General features: G+C 49.4%; 11 protein-coding genes. 5 read left to right on the top strand and 6 right to left on the bottom strand.

Features of this window, described 5'->3' with window-relative positions; translation table 11 throughout:
- Window positions 1–71: 71 nt before the first annotated feature.
- From RF007C_RS02155 to RF007C_RS02145, 3 genes are all read left to right on the top strand, one after another.
- The gene (locus RF007C_RS02155; protein ID WP_037297048.1) at window positions 72–1,880 is read left to right on the top strand and encodes a cellulase family glycosylhydrolase; all 1,809 of its coding nucleotides are present in this window, start codon (window positions 72–74) and stop codon (window positions 1,878–1,880) included.
- Window positions 1,881–1,957: 77 nt separating this feature from the next.
- Window positions 1,958–3,946 carry a cellulase family glycosylhydrolase gene (locus tag RF007C_RS02150; protein WP_430344438.1) on the top strand — a complete coding sequence of 663 codons (1,989 nt, stop codon included), beginning with the start codon at window positions 1,958–1,960 and terminating at the stop codon, window positions 3,944–3,946.
- A 40-nt stretch (window positions 3,947–3,986) separates the two neighbouring features.
- Window positions 3,987–4,208 (top strand): hypothetical protein, encoded by a 222-nt coding sequence (locus RF007C_RS02145; RefSeq protein WP_037296821.1) that lies wholly within the window; start codon window positions 3,987–3,989, stop codon window positions 4,206–4,208.
- 710 nt (window positions 4,209–4,918) lie between these two features.
- Here the strand turns inward: RF007C_RS02145 and RF007C_RS16815 are convergent.
- From RF007C_RS16815 to RF007C_RS02105, 6 genes are all read right to left on the bottom strand, one after another.
- Window positions 4,919–7,216, bottom strand: a complete 2,298-nt coding sequence (locus tag RF007C_RS16815; RefSeq protein WP_082316664.1) for a D-alanyl-D-alanine carboxypeptidase family protein — start codon at window positions 7,214–7,216, stop codon at window positions 4,919–4,921.
- Window positions 7,217–7,534: 318 nt separating this feature from the next.
- A complete protein-coding gene (locus RF007C_RS17410; protein ID WP_037296810.1) occupies window positions 7,535–9,493 on the bottom strand; it encodes a DUF5620 domain-containing protein in 1,959 nt (652 codons plus the stop codon).
- 224 nt (window positions 9,494–9,717) lie between these two features.
- Window positions 9,718–11,070, bottom strand: a complete 1,353-nt coding sequence (locus RF007C_RS02120) for a CdaR family protein (protein ID WP_019679288.1) — start codon at window positions 11,068–11,070, stop codon at window positions 9,718–9,720.
- Window positions 11,067–11,957 carry a diadenylate cyclase CdaA gene (gene cdaA, locus RF007C_RS02115; protein WP_037296807.1) on the bottom strand — a complete coding sequence of 297 codons (891 nt, stop codon included), beginning with the start codon at window positions 11,955–11,957 and terminating at the stop codon, window positions 11,067–11,069. Before cdaA ends, RF007C_RS02120 begins: the two co-directional genes overlap by 4 nt.
- A 144-nt stretch (window positions 11,958–12,101) precedes the next feature.
- A complete protein-coding gene (locus RF007C_RS02110) occupies window positions 12,102–13,238 on the bottom strand; it encodes an aminotransferase class V-fold PLP-dependent enzyme (RefSeq protein ID WP_037296804.1) in 1,137 nt (378 codons plus the stop codon).
- Complete coding sequence (locus RF007C_RS02105; RefSeq protein ID WP_037296802.1) at window positions 13,225–13,461, bottom strand: putative Se/S carrier-like protein; 237 nt, start codon at window positions 13,459–13,461, stop codon at window positions 13,225–13,227. The genes RF007C_RS02110 and RF007C_RS02105 overlap by 14 nt, the downstream gene beginning before the upstream one ends.
- A gap of 164 nt (window positions 13,462–13,625) precedes the next feature.
- Here RF007C_RS02105 and RF007C_RS02100 point away from each other — a divergent pair, with 164 nt between their 5' ends.
- Together RF007C_RS02100 and spoIVA are read left to right on the top strand one after the other, a co-directional pair.
- Window positions 13,626–15,167: a DUF3794 and LysM peptidoglycan-binding domain-containing protein gene (locus tag RF007C_RS02100; RefSeq protein WP_037296800.1), complete on the top strand. Its 1,542-nt coding sequence runs from the start codon at window positions 13,626–13,628 to the stop codon at window positions 15,165–15,167.
- A gap of 38 nt (window positions 15,168–15,205) precedes the next feature.
- Window positions 15,206–16,681, top strand: a complete 1,476-nt coding sequence (spoIVA, locus tag RF007C_RS02095; protein WP_037296799.1) for a stage IV sporulation protein A — start codon at window positions 15,206–15,208, stop codon at window positions 16,679–16,681.
- The last annotated feature ends 38 nt before the right edge of the window (window positions 16,682–16,719 follow it).

Below are 16,719 nucleotides of genomic sequence, written 5' to 3'. Positions count from 1 at the left end.
TCCGCTTTAAATGCTACAATATAGTTAATATAAGTATACTGGATAAGTATACTGTGAGAGGGGAAATTAAAATGAAAAAATTAGCACGCTCTGCGGCTGCTCTTGTGTCAGCGGCTGCACTGGCTCTGACAGGAGCAGCACCCTGTCTTGGTCAGACAACGGTAATGACAGCAAATGCTGTCGATACCAACAACGATGACTGGCTCCATGCAAAGGGAAGCCGTCTTTACGACATGAACGGAAACGAGGTATGGCTCACGGGCGCCAACTGGTTCGGCTTCAACTGTACCGAGTGCGTACCCCATTACCTCTGGAGCGGAGACATTGACGATATGGTAAAGGATATTGCCGACCGCGGAGTTAATGTTCTCAGACTTCCTGTTTCCACGGAGCTCCTTTACAACTGGATGATCGGCGATCCCGATCCCATCGGAAGCGTTAACCCTAATGACGATCCTTCTTATCCGTTCAATATTGATCTTATCAATCCCGACGGTTCCATCGCCAACAGTCAGCAGACCTTCGATGTGCTCCTTGCAAAGTGCAAGCAGTACGGTGTAAAGGCATTCATTGACATTCACAGCCCCGAATCCAACAACTCGGGACATAACTACGGTATCTGGTACGGCAAGTCATTCAAGGGCAGAGACGGTAAGAACGTTGAGGTTACGACCGATCTGTGGATAGAGACTCTTGCATGGTGCGCAGATCACTACAAGAACGACGATACACTTATAGGCTTCGATCTCAAGAACGAGCCTCACAGCACCTATGGCGGCGCTCCCGTTGATGCTATATGGGACGATTCGGACAAGCCCAACAACTGGAAGAAGGCTGCCGAGGACTGCGCTGACGCTATTCTTGCCAAGAACCCCCATGCGCTCATACTCATCGAGGGCGTTGAGGGCTTTGAGGGACACGGCGCATGGTGGGGAGGCAATCTCCGCGGTGTTGCAAAGTATCCCGTTATGCCAAAGGCAGGTACATCACAGATAGTTTACTCACCTCACGATTACGGTCCTGTTGTAAGCCAGCAGACCTGGTTCGAGAAGAATTTCACCGAAGAGACTCTCCTTGATGATTACTGGAGAGACACTTGGGCTTACCTGGTAGAAAAGGATATGTATCCTCTCCTTATCGGTGAGTGGGGCGGACGTCTCGACGGCGGAAAGAACGAGCAGTGGCTGGGACTTATCCGCGATTATATGATAAAGAACCATATCAACCATACCTTCTGGTGCCTTAACGACGACTCAGGTGATACAGGCGGTCTCTGGAAGGATATACGTTTCTCCGCAACTGCGGGAGCTGACGGAAAGATCGAGGGCAATACCATGATAATCTGGGATGAGGAGAAGTACGAGACCTACTACTATCCCGCTATATGGAAAACACAGAAATCAAAGAAATTCATAGGTCTGGATCATCAGGTGGCTCTCGGAAAGAATGGAATATCACTCAATGAGTTCTATTCAAGCTATGCTTCCTCAGAGGGAAGCAATATCGATAACGGAAAGACCTCCAGCGGTACACCCGTTGTCTCGGAGAGCGGTACTACCACCACTACAACGGTGACCACAACATCAAATACAAGCACTTCCACCACCTCCACCACTTCGACATCCGTTTCCACCGTCAGTAATAGACTTTACGGAGACGCTAATCTCAGCGGTGATGTGGATCTTGCAGACGCTATACTCATAATGCAGGCTCTTGCAAATCCCAATAAGTACGGTCAGAACGGCACTGATGCCCATCATATCACCGAAGAAGGCGCCGCCTGCGGAGATGTTGACGGCGAAAAGGGACTCACAGGCGATGACGCTATGGTCATCCAGATGAAGCTTATCGGAAAGTACGACAAGCTTCCAATTGCTTAATGTATTGGCTCGCTGTGCTTAAGGGGGCACAGCGGACAAAATAAATTTTTTATGAGAGGGAAAAAATTATGAAAAAAATCTTGCGCTCAGTGGCAGCCTTTGCTGCCGCAGCAGCCGTAACTGTATCAGGTACGGCTTACTATGCACCTTTGGTAGCTCCCGACACTATCGCAAATGTCGCAGCTGCCGATGACACAGGCGACGACTGGCTACATGCAAAGGGCAGCCGCCTCTACGACATGAACGGAAACGAGGTATGGCTGACAGGTGCCAACTGGTTCGGATTCAACTGCTCTGAAAACTGTGCACACGGCCTATATGCTGCCGATGTTGACGATATGCTCCAGAGCATTGCGGATCACGGTATCAATGTTCTCCGTTTCCCGATTTCCACCACTCTGCTCAAATCATGGATGAACGGAGAGCCCCATAAGGTAAGTTCCGTACAGGCTTCATATACTCCTCCCACCGATCAGGTCGGAGAGGACGGCAAGGTAACTCCTGCGGGCTATTATACCAATATCAACAAGGATTTCGTTCTGGAGGACGGCAAGACCATAAAGAACTCCATGGAGATCTTCGACATCATCATGCAGAAGTGCAAGAAGTACGGTATCAAGGCTTTCATTGACATACACAGCCCTGATGAGAACAACTCCGGCCATGACTATGAGCTCTGGTACGGCAAGGCAGGCATAACCACAAAGGACTGGCAGGATACTCTGGTATGGCTGGCAAAGAAGTATGCAAACGATGATACACTCATCGGTTATGACCTGAAGAATGAGCCTCACGGCAAGCGTGCCTATAAGGACGGCGGATGCCCCAGCACAATTGCAAAGTGGGACGGCTCTACTGACGAGAACAACTGGGCTTATGCTGCAACAAACTGCGCAGAGGCTATCCTCGATGTCAACCCCCATGCACTTATTTTCATCGAAGGTATCGAGCAGTATCCTATGACAGAAAAGGGCTATGATTTCGATACACCCGATGTATGGGAGCCCAAGACAGAGGACGAGAAGAGATGGTACGGCGCATGGTGGGGCGGAAACCTCCGCGGTGTTAAGGACTATCCCATAAAGATGTCCACACCTGCAAAGCAGGCACAGATCGTTTATTCTCCTCATGACTACGGCCCGTCTGTTTATGCACAGACATGGTTTGACAAGAACTTCACTGAGGAAACTCTCCTTGATGATTACTGGCGCGGTACATGGGCTTATATCAACGAGCAGGATATGGCTCCTCTCCTCATCGGTGAGTGGGGCGGCTTCGTTGACGGAACCAAGAACCAGAAATGGATGGAGCTCCTCCGCGATTATATGCTCAAGAATCATATCAACCATACATACTGGTGTCTGAATCCTAACTCAGGCGATACAGGCGGACTTCTCAGCCACGACTTCCTGACATGGGATCCTGCACGTTACGGTATCCTCAAGAAGGTACTCTGGCAGACTGACTCGGGCAAGTTCATCGGTCTCGATCACCAGACTGCACTCGGTCAGAACGGTATCTCACTGAATACTTTCTATTCATCTGGTGCTAAGAGCAACCTCGACGGCGGCAAGTCAGGCGGCGGTACTCCCGTTATAGTAGACAAAACTACTACTACCACTTCGGTTACAACGACGACTACCACCACTACAACAACATCTACGACCTCTACAACAAGCACTACAACCACAACTACCACAACAACCAGTGCTCCCACAACTACCAGCACAACATCAACTACAACATCGACAACGACAACGACATCTCCTGTTACAACGAGCACCACTTCCTCAGATTCCAAGAATACAGGAAACGAGGTATGGGGCGACGCTAACTGCGACGGTACTGTTGACCTTGCGGACGCTATCCTCATCATGCAGTCACTTGCCAACCCAAATAAGTACGGCATCGGCGGTACAGCTCCCAAGCCTCTCACAAGGCAGGGTCAGATAAATGCTGATGTTGACGCATCTACAAGAGGACTTACAGGTGACGACGCTGTTCGTATCCAGGAGTTCCTCATCAAAAAGATAGGTTCTCTTGCTCCCATCGTTGACGGTCAGTAATTGAACAGATAGATCGCTGCGGTAACAGCGGCGTTTATAAATGAAAAAAGTAAAAGAGCAGTCCATGGAGAAGGACTGCTCTTTTTCTGAATATATAGAGACCATTATGGAAAAAACGCTGTATCAGATCTTTTCGCTTACCGGTACGGATATGCGTTCCTGCCCTTCTTTGCGGCGCATCATGCCGGTGACAGGCAGGCCGCAGCCGCAAAGGCTGAAGCACATAAATATCTGTTCTTATGGTGAAAACATTTTCTTTTAAAAATAGTGATTTTTGAGGTGTAAAAAGACGAAGATCATCCCGTTTTCTTCCGTTTGAACAAAAGCGCAGGGATTATTTGTGCAGACCGCATGATTTACAGCGGCTTCGTCTTTCCACACCGTCTGGATCACTTTTTATGAAAGGAATTGTTTTGTCCCCCATATTATATAACGCATGATCCTGTGAAAATGTGACACTGAAATAAAAAAAGAGGACCGCCGACACTTTTGCGCCGACGGTCATTTTTCTCTTTCCGAAAGGAGTGTTCATGAAGCGGTGGTGTGCGACACCGCCATGGGTGTGTTTTGCGTCGGGAGGTATGATCGACGCAGAAACGAGGAACAATGAAGGTTCTTGTTTATTTCTTTTTCCCTTTACTGTCTATATTATACCCTATGGATCACAAATATGCAATAACAGAGCGATTTCGGTTTGAATACAGTTCGGATATGAAATGCTTACGTACAGTTTCCTATCGGTTACATAAATCTGACAAATATGACAACAATATTTACGGAGAGTTTCTTCTGCTGTAAGAATTTTCATTGTACCTTTTTTGGTTTTCTGCATAATATAATGTAAGCAGCAATATGAGCGGCCGTCAGGAGGTGGAGCATTGCTCCCGCGGATAGCTTCCCGGCATATGGCAGAGCTCCTGACGGCTGCTTTGATATAAATTAAAGCTGCCGCAGGTCTGCGGCAGCTTTTGTTCAGTTTGCGTATGCGGAGGATATGCCCAGGTATTCTTCGAGGCAGAGTCCGCTGTTGTATACCTCGGTGGCTGTTGCAGTTCCAAGGTATCTTAAATGCCAGGGCTCATAGCTGAAGCCTGTGTAAGCTTCCTTGCCCTTGGGGTAGCGTATGATAAAGCCGTACTTATGAGCGTTTTTCTCAAGCCATGCACACTCGGGAGTATTAAGGAAGGTGTAATCTATGGAGTTTACATCTATCGCAAGTCCTGTCTGGTGCTCTGAGTGCCCCGGCCTTGCTGAATATGTATCGGCCAGGAGCTTTCCGTCCCTGAGAACATAGCTGTTGTAGAGAGTTTCCTGATAGCTGTATGAACGGTAGCCCGATGAGCACTTGAGAGAGAGTCCCAGCTGTGCAGCGTCAAGTGCCATTGTATTGAACTGTGCAAGGGCATTGGCGTTGAGTCCTGAAACAGCGTAATCCTTGGGAAGGGAATAGGTCTTGTTAACTATGAGTATTCCGTCCACATAGGTAACGCCATTTATGTTCTGTACTATATGTGAGGAGATATAGGGTGCTGTTGTAGTTGTGGTCGTGACAGTCGTAGTGGTAGTAGTCGTTGTTGTGGTAGTTGTGGTGGTCCTGCTCAGTACATTTACGACAATATCTGCCTTTACAGAGGGATTTGCCTTACTGATAACGGAAACGATGCAGCTTCCGGGAGATGCTCCGTAAACATTGCCCCATTTGTCAACTGTGGCTATGGCAGGATTTGAGCTTGTCCATACCTCTTCAACGTTGAGTGCTGTCTTTGGCAGCATTGTAACGTAGGATATGTCAAGATTTCCTACAAGTATGTTCATCTCATACTTACTGAGCTTTATTGCGCTTACCTTGTTGGGGTCGGTAACATTAACCTTTATGGACTCATGTACTGCGGGATTGGCTCTGCTGTATACTGTAACTATGCAGGTGCCCTCTCTGATTCCGCTGACCCAGCCTTCGTCATTGACGGTAGCAATGCTTTCATCCGAGCTGATCCATATCTCCTTTTTGTTGGTAGCATTTGTAGGCAGCATGGTAACGTAGGATATATCTCCGCCGCCTATGGGAATAGACATCTCTGTCTTGCTGAGCTTGATGGCGTTTACCTTGTTGGGATCACATACTGTAACCTTTATATCTGCCTTAACGGCGGGATTATTGAAGCTGGTAACCGTAACGACACAGGTTCCCTCCGATTTTCCTACGATCCAGCCTTCGTTGTCAACTACGGCGATGCTTTCATCGGAGCAGCTCCATATCTCTCTGCGGTCGGCAGTAGCGGGGAGCATGGTAACATAGGATATGCCGCCCATGCCTACATTCAGCTTCAGCACATTTTCGCTGAGCTTTATTGTATGCACCTTGTATGGATCAACGTATGCAGTGGTCGTTGCTGTGGAGGTCACAGTAGTCGTTGTAGTAGTAGGTGCGGCAGTAGTTGTGGTCGTGGTGGATGAGAGGAAAGTAGTCGACGAAGTGGTCGAAGTTGCAGTTGATGATACTGTCGAAGTCGTTGATGTCGTTGCGGCTGTTTTTGATACAGAGGTGGTTGCCGAAGAGGTTGAAGTATTAGTAACAGATGCAGCAGTTGTTGTAGTTGTCGCGGACGAAGCCGTGAGAGGGGGTGTGGCTTTTCCCGTTGTTGAAGCTGCTGTTGTTGTTATTGATGATGAGGTCGATGAAGTGGTCTTTGCCGCAGCCGTTGAAGTTGTCTTTGAAGCTGAGGCAGTTGATGTAGTTTTTGTTGTGGTCGTAGTCTTTGCTGCTGTTGCAGTTGTTGTGGTTGACGCCATCATTTCTTCCAGCTTCAGGAAGCTCTCGATGGGGAGAGTACCTCTTGTAGAAAGGTAGGCGTAGTACGAAAGAACGCAGGAAGCGTCCACGGAATCCGCCTTGCCGTCTAAATTGACGTCTGCTGCTATGGTTTGGGCAGCTGTAAATACTGAGGTATGATCCTTTGATGACATACTTGCATACGCCACAAGTATGGCGGAGGCGTCGTTGGCGTCTATCATGCCGTCAAAATTGACGTCGCCAAGGTTGATAGTCACCACAGAGCCCTTGTTGACAGTGTACGTCTTGTTGTTGCCTATGATCATACCGAAGGTATCCGCTTCGGCGGAAGCTCCGACAGCTGCTGAAGTGTCGTTTGCCATAATTACTGCCGCTGTTGCTGCAGCCTGCCCGTCAGCCGCAGAAGCACATAAAGACGGAACTGCTCCCGAGCACAGGGCAAATGACAGCATTGACGCTAATAATCGTTTAGCTCTCATTTTATTCTCCTTCTATGATATTTTCGGCCTTTTACCCCCTGTAACAGACCTGTTTGCATTTAACAGCCAGAAAAATGCTGAAAAGTGTAAAACCAATTATAGCATAAAATAGCCATAAATGGAAGTGATTTCTTAAAAAAATACCATATAAAGGCATTTTTTCGGTGTTTTACATAAAAAAGCCCTCATTGAGAACGGCAGCTCTTGAGCATTGTTAAGCTATTTTTTACGGGAACAAGGGAAGCTTTGGTGTTCAGGCGGTGCTCATAGCTGCAAAAAGCGGCGCATCAGCGCCGCTTTTCTATGTTATTTCAGTAATTACTTAGTAGGATCGAGAGAAGATACCTTCTTGAGGAGGTACTCCTGGATCTTAACAGCGTCATCACCTGTGAGGCCCTTTGTAGATGTATCAACATCTGCATTTGCCTGACCCTGCTTTGTAAGAGGCTTGGCAGCTGTACCGCCGATGCCGTACTTGTTGGGGTTGGCAAGTGACTGCATGATGAGGATAGCGTCTGCAAGGTCAACAGTTCCGTCACAGTTAGCATCGCCCCAGAGAGTAACTGTGGGTGATGTAACAGTAGTGGTAGTTGTAGTGGTGGTAGTCGTTGTGGTTGTAGTAGTGGTAGTAGTCTCGGGAACAGCATAGTATACTTCAACATTGTTTACCTTGATAGTATCGCTCTCGCCGTAATAATAGCCGAATACAACGTTTCCGTCGGGATTTACTATATTCTTTTCGGGGGTTGAGCCTGATACAGAGGTAGGAAGTATCCACATGATCTCAGCGCTCTTGCCTGCGCCCAGTACAACAGAGTTTACAGGCTCCTGGAACCAGTAATCGTTCTTTTCATCGGTAGTACCTGTACCTGTGCCGTATACAAGCTTCTTGATTTCCTTTGTGGCGGATACGTCGAAGCGTACTGCATAAACGTCCATATCGTCCTCTATGCCCAGATCCTTGTAGGATACCTCAAAGTTCTTCTTGGTATCCGAAGTAGCCGTGCAGTCCAGAGTAGCGCTCTGTGAGGTCTTTGAAGAAGCTGTATATGGAACGGTCTTGGTTATGGTATAGGTAAGAGCTGCGCTGGTGATGGTAACATCATCAGAAGAGGTGATCTCGGTGTACTTTGAAGCGTCCTTTGTACCGTACCAGAACTGGAAGCCGATAGAATCGCTGGGCGCGGTTGTCTGATCCTTCTGTACATCTGCGGGAACGTCCCAGAGACACTCGATATACTTGCCTGCGCCCTCAATGGTAGTACCTTCGCCTATGGTCTTGAGGCCGAATACAACGCCCTGCTCCTCAAATTCTTCTCTTGCTTCCTCGCCCATTTCGTTATACCAGTAGCCTGCTTTTTCCTTGCCGTCGATGATGCCTCTCTTTGGATACTCTGTATCGGAAGGAGAGCCCTCGGCAACGTTGGTTCCGCAGCCGTACATGAACTTGTCAACGTCAAAATCGGTCTCTACTACAACGTAGAGGGACTCTATGGTTACTTCATCAGTGCTTGAGATGCCGAAATCGCTGTACTTGAACTTATGGCTGTTCATAGGAGAATCATCATCGGGCTCGATACCCTTCTTTTCATAGTACTCTTCATCGTAGCCCAGTGTGAGTTTATAATCAAGGTCGTCCAGCTGCTTTGTAACTGTGGATGAGATAGTAGCTGTGCCGTCCTTATTGTCCTTGAAAGTCCAGGAGCCGCTCTTCTTGTTCTTGGAAGTAACGCCTGAGCTGCTGGAACTGCTGCTGGAGCTTCCGCCGCCAAAGTCAACGCCTGTGAGCTTAACGGTATTGTCTACCATATCTCCCTTGGAGTTATCCCAGTGTGCGGAGTAATAGCATCTGAATTCGAATTTTCCTCCCGGCTTTGCACCTGCCTTCTTAAGGTCGATGGTTATGGTGCTCGTTGCCTTGTCGAGCTTGCAGGCTGTACCCTCTGCCTTGGAGCCGTCTACCCATTTGCCGCTCTTATCGAGCTCAAGCCAGTAGGGATCCTCCTTGGTAGCGCAGCCGAAGCCGTATGAATAGCTCTGTCCGGAATAGCTGGTCTCAAGAGTGAAGGTCACCGAGTCGGCGCCGTCGTCGGGTATAGTGCCTTCATATACAGAATCGACCTTCATGGTCTGGGAAACGCCCTTGTTTTCTGAGACAGCAGAGAGTCCTGAAGTAGTTACCGCATTTACGGGAGCGGAATACATCGGGACCATTGCGGCAGCCATTGCAAGGCTTAAAACAGATGCTTTGATCCTGTTTGAGATATGGTTTTTCATTGCTTATCATCCTTTCAGAAAAAATAATTGTAAATAATATGTGTACAAGAATTCGTACAGGGAAATTATATCATGTTTTTACCATGCAAATGTTAACAAATTGTTAATTCATGGTCAAAATCGGTACAAACAATAAATATGTTGTTATATATTTGTGCAGGATGACGGTGTATGATTTGCAAATAAGAAAAGCTCCGCTGCCATAAAACAGCGGAGCTACGGGATCAGTTGGGTGTTGTGGTAACTGTTGACGACGATGAGGGGAGAGATTGTCTTTTGGTGCTCTCTTTGGGAGCCTTCTGAACATTTACCTTTCCCTGGCTTATTGCCCAGATGTTATTGTGTGACGGACAGGATACCGTTACGTCATACTGGAACAGATCGGGATTATTGGAGGTATCTACACCGAGAAGATCTACCTCTGCGCTGAGATCGGCAGCAGTGATGCCGTTGATGGTATCGGGCGGCCCTATCAGCGTTATATTGAGCTTTTCCGTGATGACTGTATATTCATATCCGTCGTTGGGAACATTGGTCGGGTGGATATTGTTATTGTTTATGCTCATCTCGCGTGAAGCAAGCCCCTCGTTGTCAAGGGTAACATTGATCTTGTCTGTTCCCGAAAGGTTTATGATATTCTTTGCCGAAAGCTTGCTGCTGATGTCAAAGTTCTTGGAATAACCCAGCTCCAGATCGCTCAGAGGTATGGATATCTCATAGGTATCACTGAGCTTGGTCTCGTTATCGTGGGTTCCGATGACGATAGTTTCGGGGGTTATGTTGAACTTGATACAGCTTGTATCCAGCTCGGTGGGAGCAGAAGTGATATTGACCTTGATAGTTGCCGTTTTCTGATCTATCACAGGAACCTTTATGTTAACATTGTTCGGCTCGAAGGAAAGATGATCGTTTTCGGTATAGTTTATCTGCTTACCGCTTTCGTCGTAAAGCCAGAACTCATTGCTTGTGAGTATCACGGTGCTGTCAAGAGTTTCCTTTTCAGTGGATACAGCATAGCACTTGTCTATCTTGTCGAGAATCTTGGAAGGACCCTTTATGGTCACCTCTGCGGGATCGCAGGCTATTTCTTCATCAAAGACAGCCTTGCCCTCCGCGAAGGTCTTGTTCTGTATCTTTGCCCCAAGAGTAAACGGGAGCTTGACGATCTTATCCAGCTCTACATCAACGGTAGGAGGATAGATCTTAACGTTTGAGAATTCGGCGCCGTTATTGCTCTTCAGCTTGACGGTGAGCCGTTTTGAACCTGCGGAGGAAATATTGTCGTAGTCCAGGTAAGCCGTAAGGGTATCGGCAGTTATACGGCTGTAATCGGTACGGCTGCAGTCCAGAGTCACTCTTACGTGGTCGGTCCTGTTGTTTATGACTGAAAGCTCCGAGGCAGACGTGCCGCTTGTATCAACGTCCAGCGGTACCTCCTTGATCTCCTTTGATTCGGAGGGGTACTGCGTCATGGCAATGATGAACCAGCTTGCAATGGCGCATATGAATGCTATTATCAGCAGCATAAGATTGCTTTTTGCTTCATTGATACTGCTTTTTTTCTTGTTCAGGATCATTTTTCTTTCTTCCTCCTTTCGGAGCGTGAAGAAAAGAGCTTCTTCTTGCCGATAGAAATCTCGGTCTTGTCATTGAGGATCTGATCCTCCAGAAGCAACCTGAGCTTATCGCGGGTATAGTCTCTGGTGAGCTCTCCGTTTATGGCAACGGAGATCTGACCTGTCTCTTCCGATACGACGATAACTATGGCATCTGAGTTTTCGCTCATGCCGATAGCAGCTCTGTGGCGCGAGCCCAGCTTCTTGTTGATGAGAGCGTCCTTTGCGGGCTTCGGCAGGAAGCAGGAGGCGGCAAGTATGATACCGTCGCGCATTATGACCGCGCCGTCATGGAGCGGAGTTTTCGGATAGAAGATATTGCCGAACACCTCTTTGCTGGGTGTGGCGTTAAGTATGGTGCCTGTCTCGATCTGTTCGCCGAGACGGACCTGCCTTTCCACGACTATCAGAGCACCTGTACAGGACGCGGAAAGCTCTACGCAGGAATCGCATATTGCATCAATGGCGGGAGTCCATTTCTCCTTCATCTCGTTGGAGTTGATGCCCAGACCGAAGAGTCGTATACCGAATTTGCTTCTGCCTGCTTTTTCGAGAGCTCTTCTCAGCTCGGGCTGGAAGAGTATTATGATAGCCAGAACACCCATACTGAGAGTCTTCTGGAGAAGGTAGCTGACTACCTTGAGATCTAAAGCCTTGCTTATGAAATATCCTGCCACCAGGAAAATGATACCCTTGACCAGCTGACCTGCACGAGTCTCGCGTATCAGCTTCAGCAGAAGGTAAATAACGCCTGTAAGGATAAGTACATCAATGACGTCGATAGGCTTGAACGTAGCAACGACACTGAGAAATGCGTCAAGAACCGCCTGCGGAGAAGAATGGAACATTTAACTGCACCCCCTCGGGGAAAGATTACACATATCTACTCTGTACGTTTATCTATTATGTATGAGGACTTACGTCCTCATAGCCAACTGCACAATACTGCATAATATTATTGTACCACAAATTCAGATAATTTCAATAGTTTTTTACGAATTTGGTAAATATTTCAATGTTTTAACATTATATACAAGCTTTCCGACCTCTTCTTCCGTGCTGAATACCGACGGAGCAAAGCGTACAGTGCCCTGTGCGGTGCCGAGAGAAGCGTGGGCAAGGGCTGCACAGTGGTAGCCTGCCCTTAGGCAGAAGCCTTTTTCCGCAAGGACTGCTGCTGCCTGCTCCGAGCTGAGCCCGTCGATATTGAATGACACTATGGGGGCATAGTCCGCTGCGACATCACGGTAAACGGTCACGCCGCCCATATCCTCAAGCTCCGATATAAACCGCGAGCAGAGTCTTTCCTCATGGGCGCGGAGCCTGTTCATGCCGTATTGCCCGATGAAGCGTATGCCTGCTTTTAATGCTGCGGCTCCGATTATATTTGGAGTACCGCTTTCAAGGCTGTCGGGGAGCATCTCAGGCTGGAAAAGACTCAGCGAGCTGCTGCCTGTGCCGCCCTGTATGACGGGCACAATGGGAAAGCTGCCGTCTGTTACGAGAAGTCCTGTGCCTGTAATGCCGTAAAGTCCCTTGTGACCTGCGGTGCAGAGGATGTTTATCCCCTGTGAAAGCTTTATATCGTACACTCCGCAGGCCTGTGCGCCGTCGGCGATAAAGCATATGCCCCTTTCACGGCAGAGCTTTCCTATCTCGCGGAAGGGGAGGAGCTGTCCCGTGACGTTGGAGGCGAGAGTGCAGACCACGGCGCGGGTATCGCTGCGTATTAGCTGGCGAAAGCTCTCCACAGTGCGCTGGGTGTCGGGAAAGACCTCCGCTACGGAGAGGGTTATCTGTTTTTTCATGACGAGGCTGACTGCGGGACGGGCAGAGGAGTTGTGCTCCATGCTGCTTATGATAAGATGCCCGCCCTCTGCCATGACACCCTGTATCGCCATATTCAGCGCATGGGTGCAGTTCAGCGTGAATACGGTATTCTCGGGCTCTGCCCCGAAGAAGGCCGCTGCCGTCTCACGGGCGCTGTAGAGGGCTTCCGAGGTGCGCATGGCTAGCTCGTGACCGCCTCTGCCCGCGTTGCCGCCGAAGTTCTGTATTGCTTCTGACACGGCGCGGCGTACCGAAAGGGGCTTCGGGAAGGTGGTGGCGGCGTTGTCAAAGTTTATCATCGTCTTCACCTCCGCTGTTCCTCACGGAGAAGGGGATCCTGTAAGCTTCAAGGAGCTCTGCCGCCTCGGCTCCGCTGCCGTAAACATGGACAGAGTAGCCGCAGCCCCTTGCTAAGCTTCTTTCTCTTCGCTTCAGTGCGCAGGGAACGCCTCTTGCCCTCAGCAGCCGCTGCCCCTTGACAGCGTAGGTATATGAAGGCATATCAAATACACATATAGTCAAAAGTATCACCCCTGACTGCTGCATACTGCGCAGTTGGGAAGCATCTGCGGTACTGTTCATTATATGATGAAAAAGGGGATAATGATATTATCCGTGCCGTGAGGAATACTTGTACTCCGCGGTGAATACAATTAAACAAAGCGATTTTCAAGGAGGTTCCCACAATGGAATTTAAACTGACAAAAGAGATTGTCCCTGCCGCTGAGGTGATATATGACGGCGTTCAGGAGCAGTCTGTGGAAATGGACTATATCCTTCCCGATTACTGTCCCGACATTTTCCGCCTGATACGGTGCGATACCGTTCCGGTCATAACGGGGCGCTCGGTGAGCGGCAGCAGGCTCACCTATGAGCTGAGGTGCGATATACGCATACTTTACTGCGGAGAGGACGGTGGGGCGGTGCAGTCCGTGGAGCAGCACAGAGCCTTCACCAAGACAGTGGAGCTGGGAAGGAATGCGGAAGATGCAGAGATCGTGCTTATACCGAAAACCGAACATGTGAACTTCAGGGCTGTGAACAAGCGGCGGCTGGATCTGCGGGGAGCTGTTTCCGTTAAGGTGAGGGTAACGGGGCGGAGAGAGCAGGAGGTGGTGTCCGACGCCTCGGGCATGAATATCCAGCTGAAAAAGACGGAGCTGAGATTTGCGGCGAAAAAGCTCAGCGGCGGTAAGAGCGTCCGTATAGAGGAGGATATAGAGCTGAGTGCTGCTCAGCCCGATATAGAAAGCATTATAAGCTGCCGCTGCACAGCAGGTCAGTGCGAAAAGAAGCTGGTTTCGGGAAAGCTCCTTGCCAGAGGCGAGGCTGATGTGGAGCTTCTTTATACAGGAGGAGGCACTGTGGAGACCATGCGCTTCTCTTTGGGGTACAGTCAGATAATCGATGTGGAGGGACTTGATGACAGCTACGAATGTACCGTGACTCCCGAGGTGGTGAGCTGCACGGCATCTGCTGCGGTCGATAAGGAGGAGCGCAGCAGGATACTGCGCTGTGAGGCGGAGCTGCGCCTTGTATGCCGCGGTGTCAGGACTGCCGCAGCCATGATAGCCGAGGATGCTTTTTCCACAGTCTATCCCTGTACAGTTGAGACCTCGGAAATACAGGCCGAGCAGATCCCTGCGGTGTATGACGAGAGCTTCCGTTACAGTATCAGACTTGCGGAGGGGGAGAACGTTCCGCAGAATATCTTCGCCATGTGGAGCGAAGCGAGAAACATCAACATACGCGCAGCAGACGACGGACGCTCGGTAGTCATAAGCGGTATGCTGACCTGTTCCATGGCGGCAAAGGATAAGGCGGGCATGATAATAATGCCCGATCATGAGGAAGCCTTTGAAAAGACTATAGGGCTTCCCGATGATATCAGCGGAGCTGCCCTGTCCGCAGAGGCGGCGGTACGCGAGACTTCCTATGAAATATCTGCCGAGGGAGTTCTTACGGCAAGATCCGACATTGTCGTAAAGCTTTCCGTGTACAGCTCCGATTCGGTAAAGGGTATAACTGACATCATCATAGACGACAGCATGAAGAAGGAGCGGGACGGCGATTACGCCATAAAACTGTATTTCGGCGCACGGAACGAAAGCATCTGGGATATAGCCAAGCGTTACAGCACCGACGTCAGCGCGGTTATGGAGGAGAACGACCTCACGGGAGAGCGTCTGGAAAGCGGCGGTATGCTGCTTATACCGATAGTATCGTGAAATAGAAACGGGAGCTCCCGTATAAAAAGGAGATTTGTATGACTAAAGATATATACAGCGATATTGCACAGCGCACGGGAGGCGATATCTACATTGGTGTCGTCGGACCTGTGCGGACAGGAAAATCCACCTTTATAAAGCGTTTCATGGAGTCTCTTGTCATACCGAACATAAAGTCGGTATCCATGAAGGAACGGGCTCTCGATGAGCTTCCGCAGTCTGCGGCAGGCAAGACCATAATGACCACAGAGCCGAAGTTCATACCAGAGGAGGCGGTCCGCACAGATCTCGGGGACGGCGCCGAATTCAACGTAAGGCTAATAGACTGTGTGGGATATATAGTTCCCAGCTCTATGGGATACATTGAGAACGAACAGCCCCGTATGGTGATGACCTCATGGTTCGATGAGGAGATACCCTTCAATATGGCGGCGGAGATAGGCACTCAGAAGGTCATAACCGATCATTCCACCATCGGTCTTGTCATTACCACGGACGGCTCTGTCACGGACATTCCCCGTGAGGAGTATGCGGAATGTGAGGAGCGCGTTATCCGTGAGCTCCGGGAGCTCGGCAAGCCCTTTGTGGTCATACTCAATACGGTCTCACCCGAGTCAGCGGCGGCTGCGTCTCTTGCAGCGGAGCTCACCGAGCGCTATGACGCAAAGGTTATACCTGTTAACTGCCTTGAAATGAGCGAGGAGGACATACGGGAGATAATGCGGGAGATACTTTTCTCCTTTCCCGTAAAGGAGATAAATATCCGCACCTCGGGCTGGATAAATACCCTTGAGAAGGGACACTGGCTGAAAAGCAGCATCATGGACTGCATAAGGGAAGCTGCAAAGGACATAAAGCTGGTGCGTGAAACAAGGCTTGCGGCGGCTGCCATTGCGGAGTGTCCTCATGTTGTCAGGGCGGAGATAAGCAGCATGGATCTGGGACGGGGGGCTGTGACTATTGACGCGGAGCTTGACAGCAGTCTCTTTTATCGCATACTCGGCGAAAAAACAGGCATAGAGATAGAGAGCGAAAGCGATCTTATGCCGCTTCTCACGGAGCTCAGCGAAATACGGCGCAAGTATAAGCGCATTGAGCCTGCCCTTGCAGAGGTAGAAGCCACAGGCTATGGCATAGTCATGCCCGAGCTGGAGGAAATGACTCTTGAGGAGCCAAAGATCATCCGTCAGGGTGGAAAGTACGGAGTCAGGCTGAAGGCCTCGGCTCCCTCGATACATCTCATGAAGGCAGGGATAAATACCACCATAAGTCCTATAGTGGGGACGGAAAAGCAGTCCGAGGAGCTGGTGATGTACCTGCTGGACGGCTTTGACGACGATCCGAAGAAAATATGGGAGAGCAATATCTTCGGCAAGTCCCTGCACGAGCTGGTTAACGAAGGGCTCCACAGCAAGCTTTTCAAGATGCCGGTGGACGCGCGTATGAAGCTTCAGGAGACACTGGAGCGTATCATAAACGAGGGCTGTTCAGGGCTTATATGCTTTATACTGTGAAAAAGGAGTACCATAAGGTACTCCTTTTCCGCAGGTAA

The organism is Ruminococcus flavefaciens 007c (genome assembly GCF_000571935.1).
GTDB lineage: Bacteria > Bacillota > Clostridia > Oscillospirales > Ruminococcaceae > Ruminococcus > Ruminococcus flavefaciens_F.
Note: the sequence above shows the minus strand (reverse complement) of the source record. Positions and strands in the feature narration are given on the sequence as shown.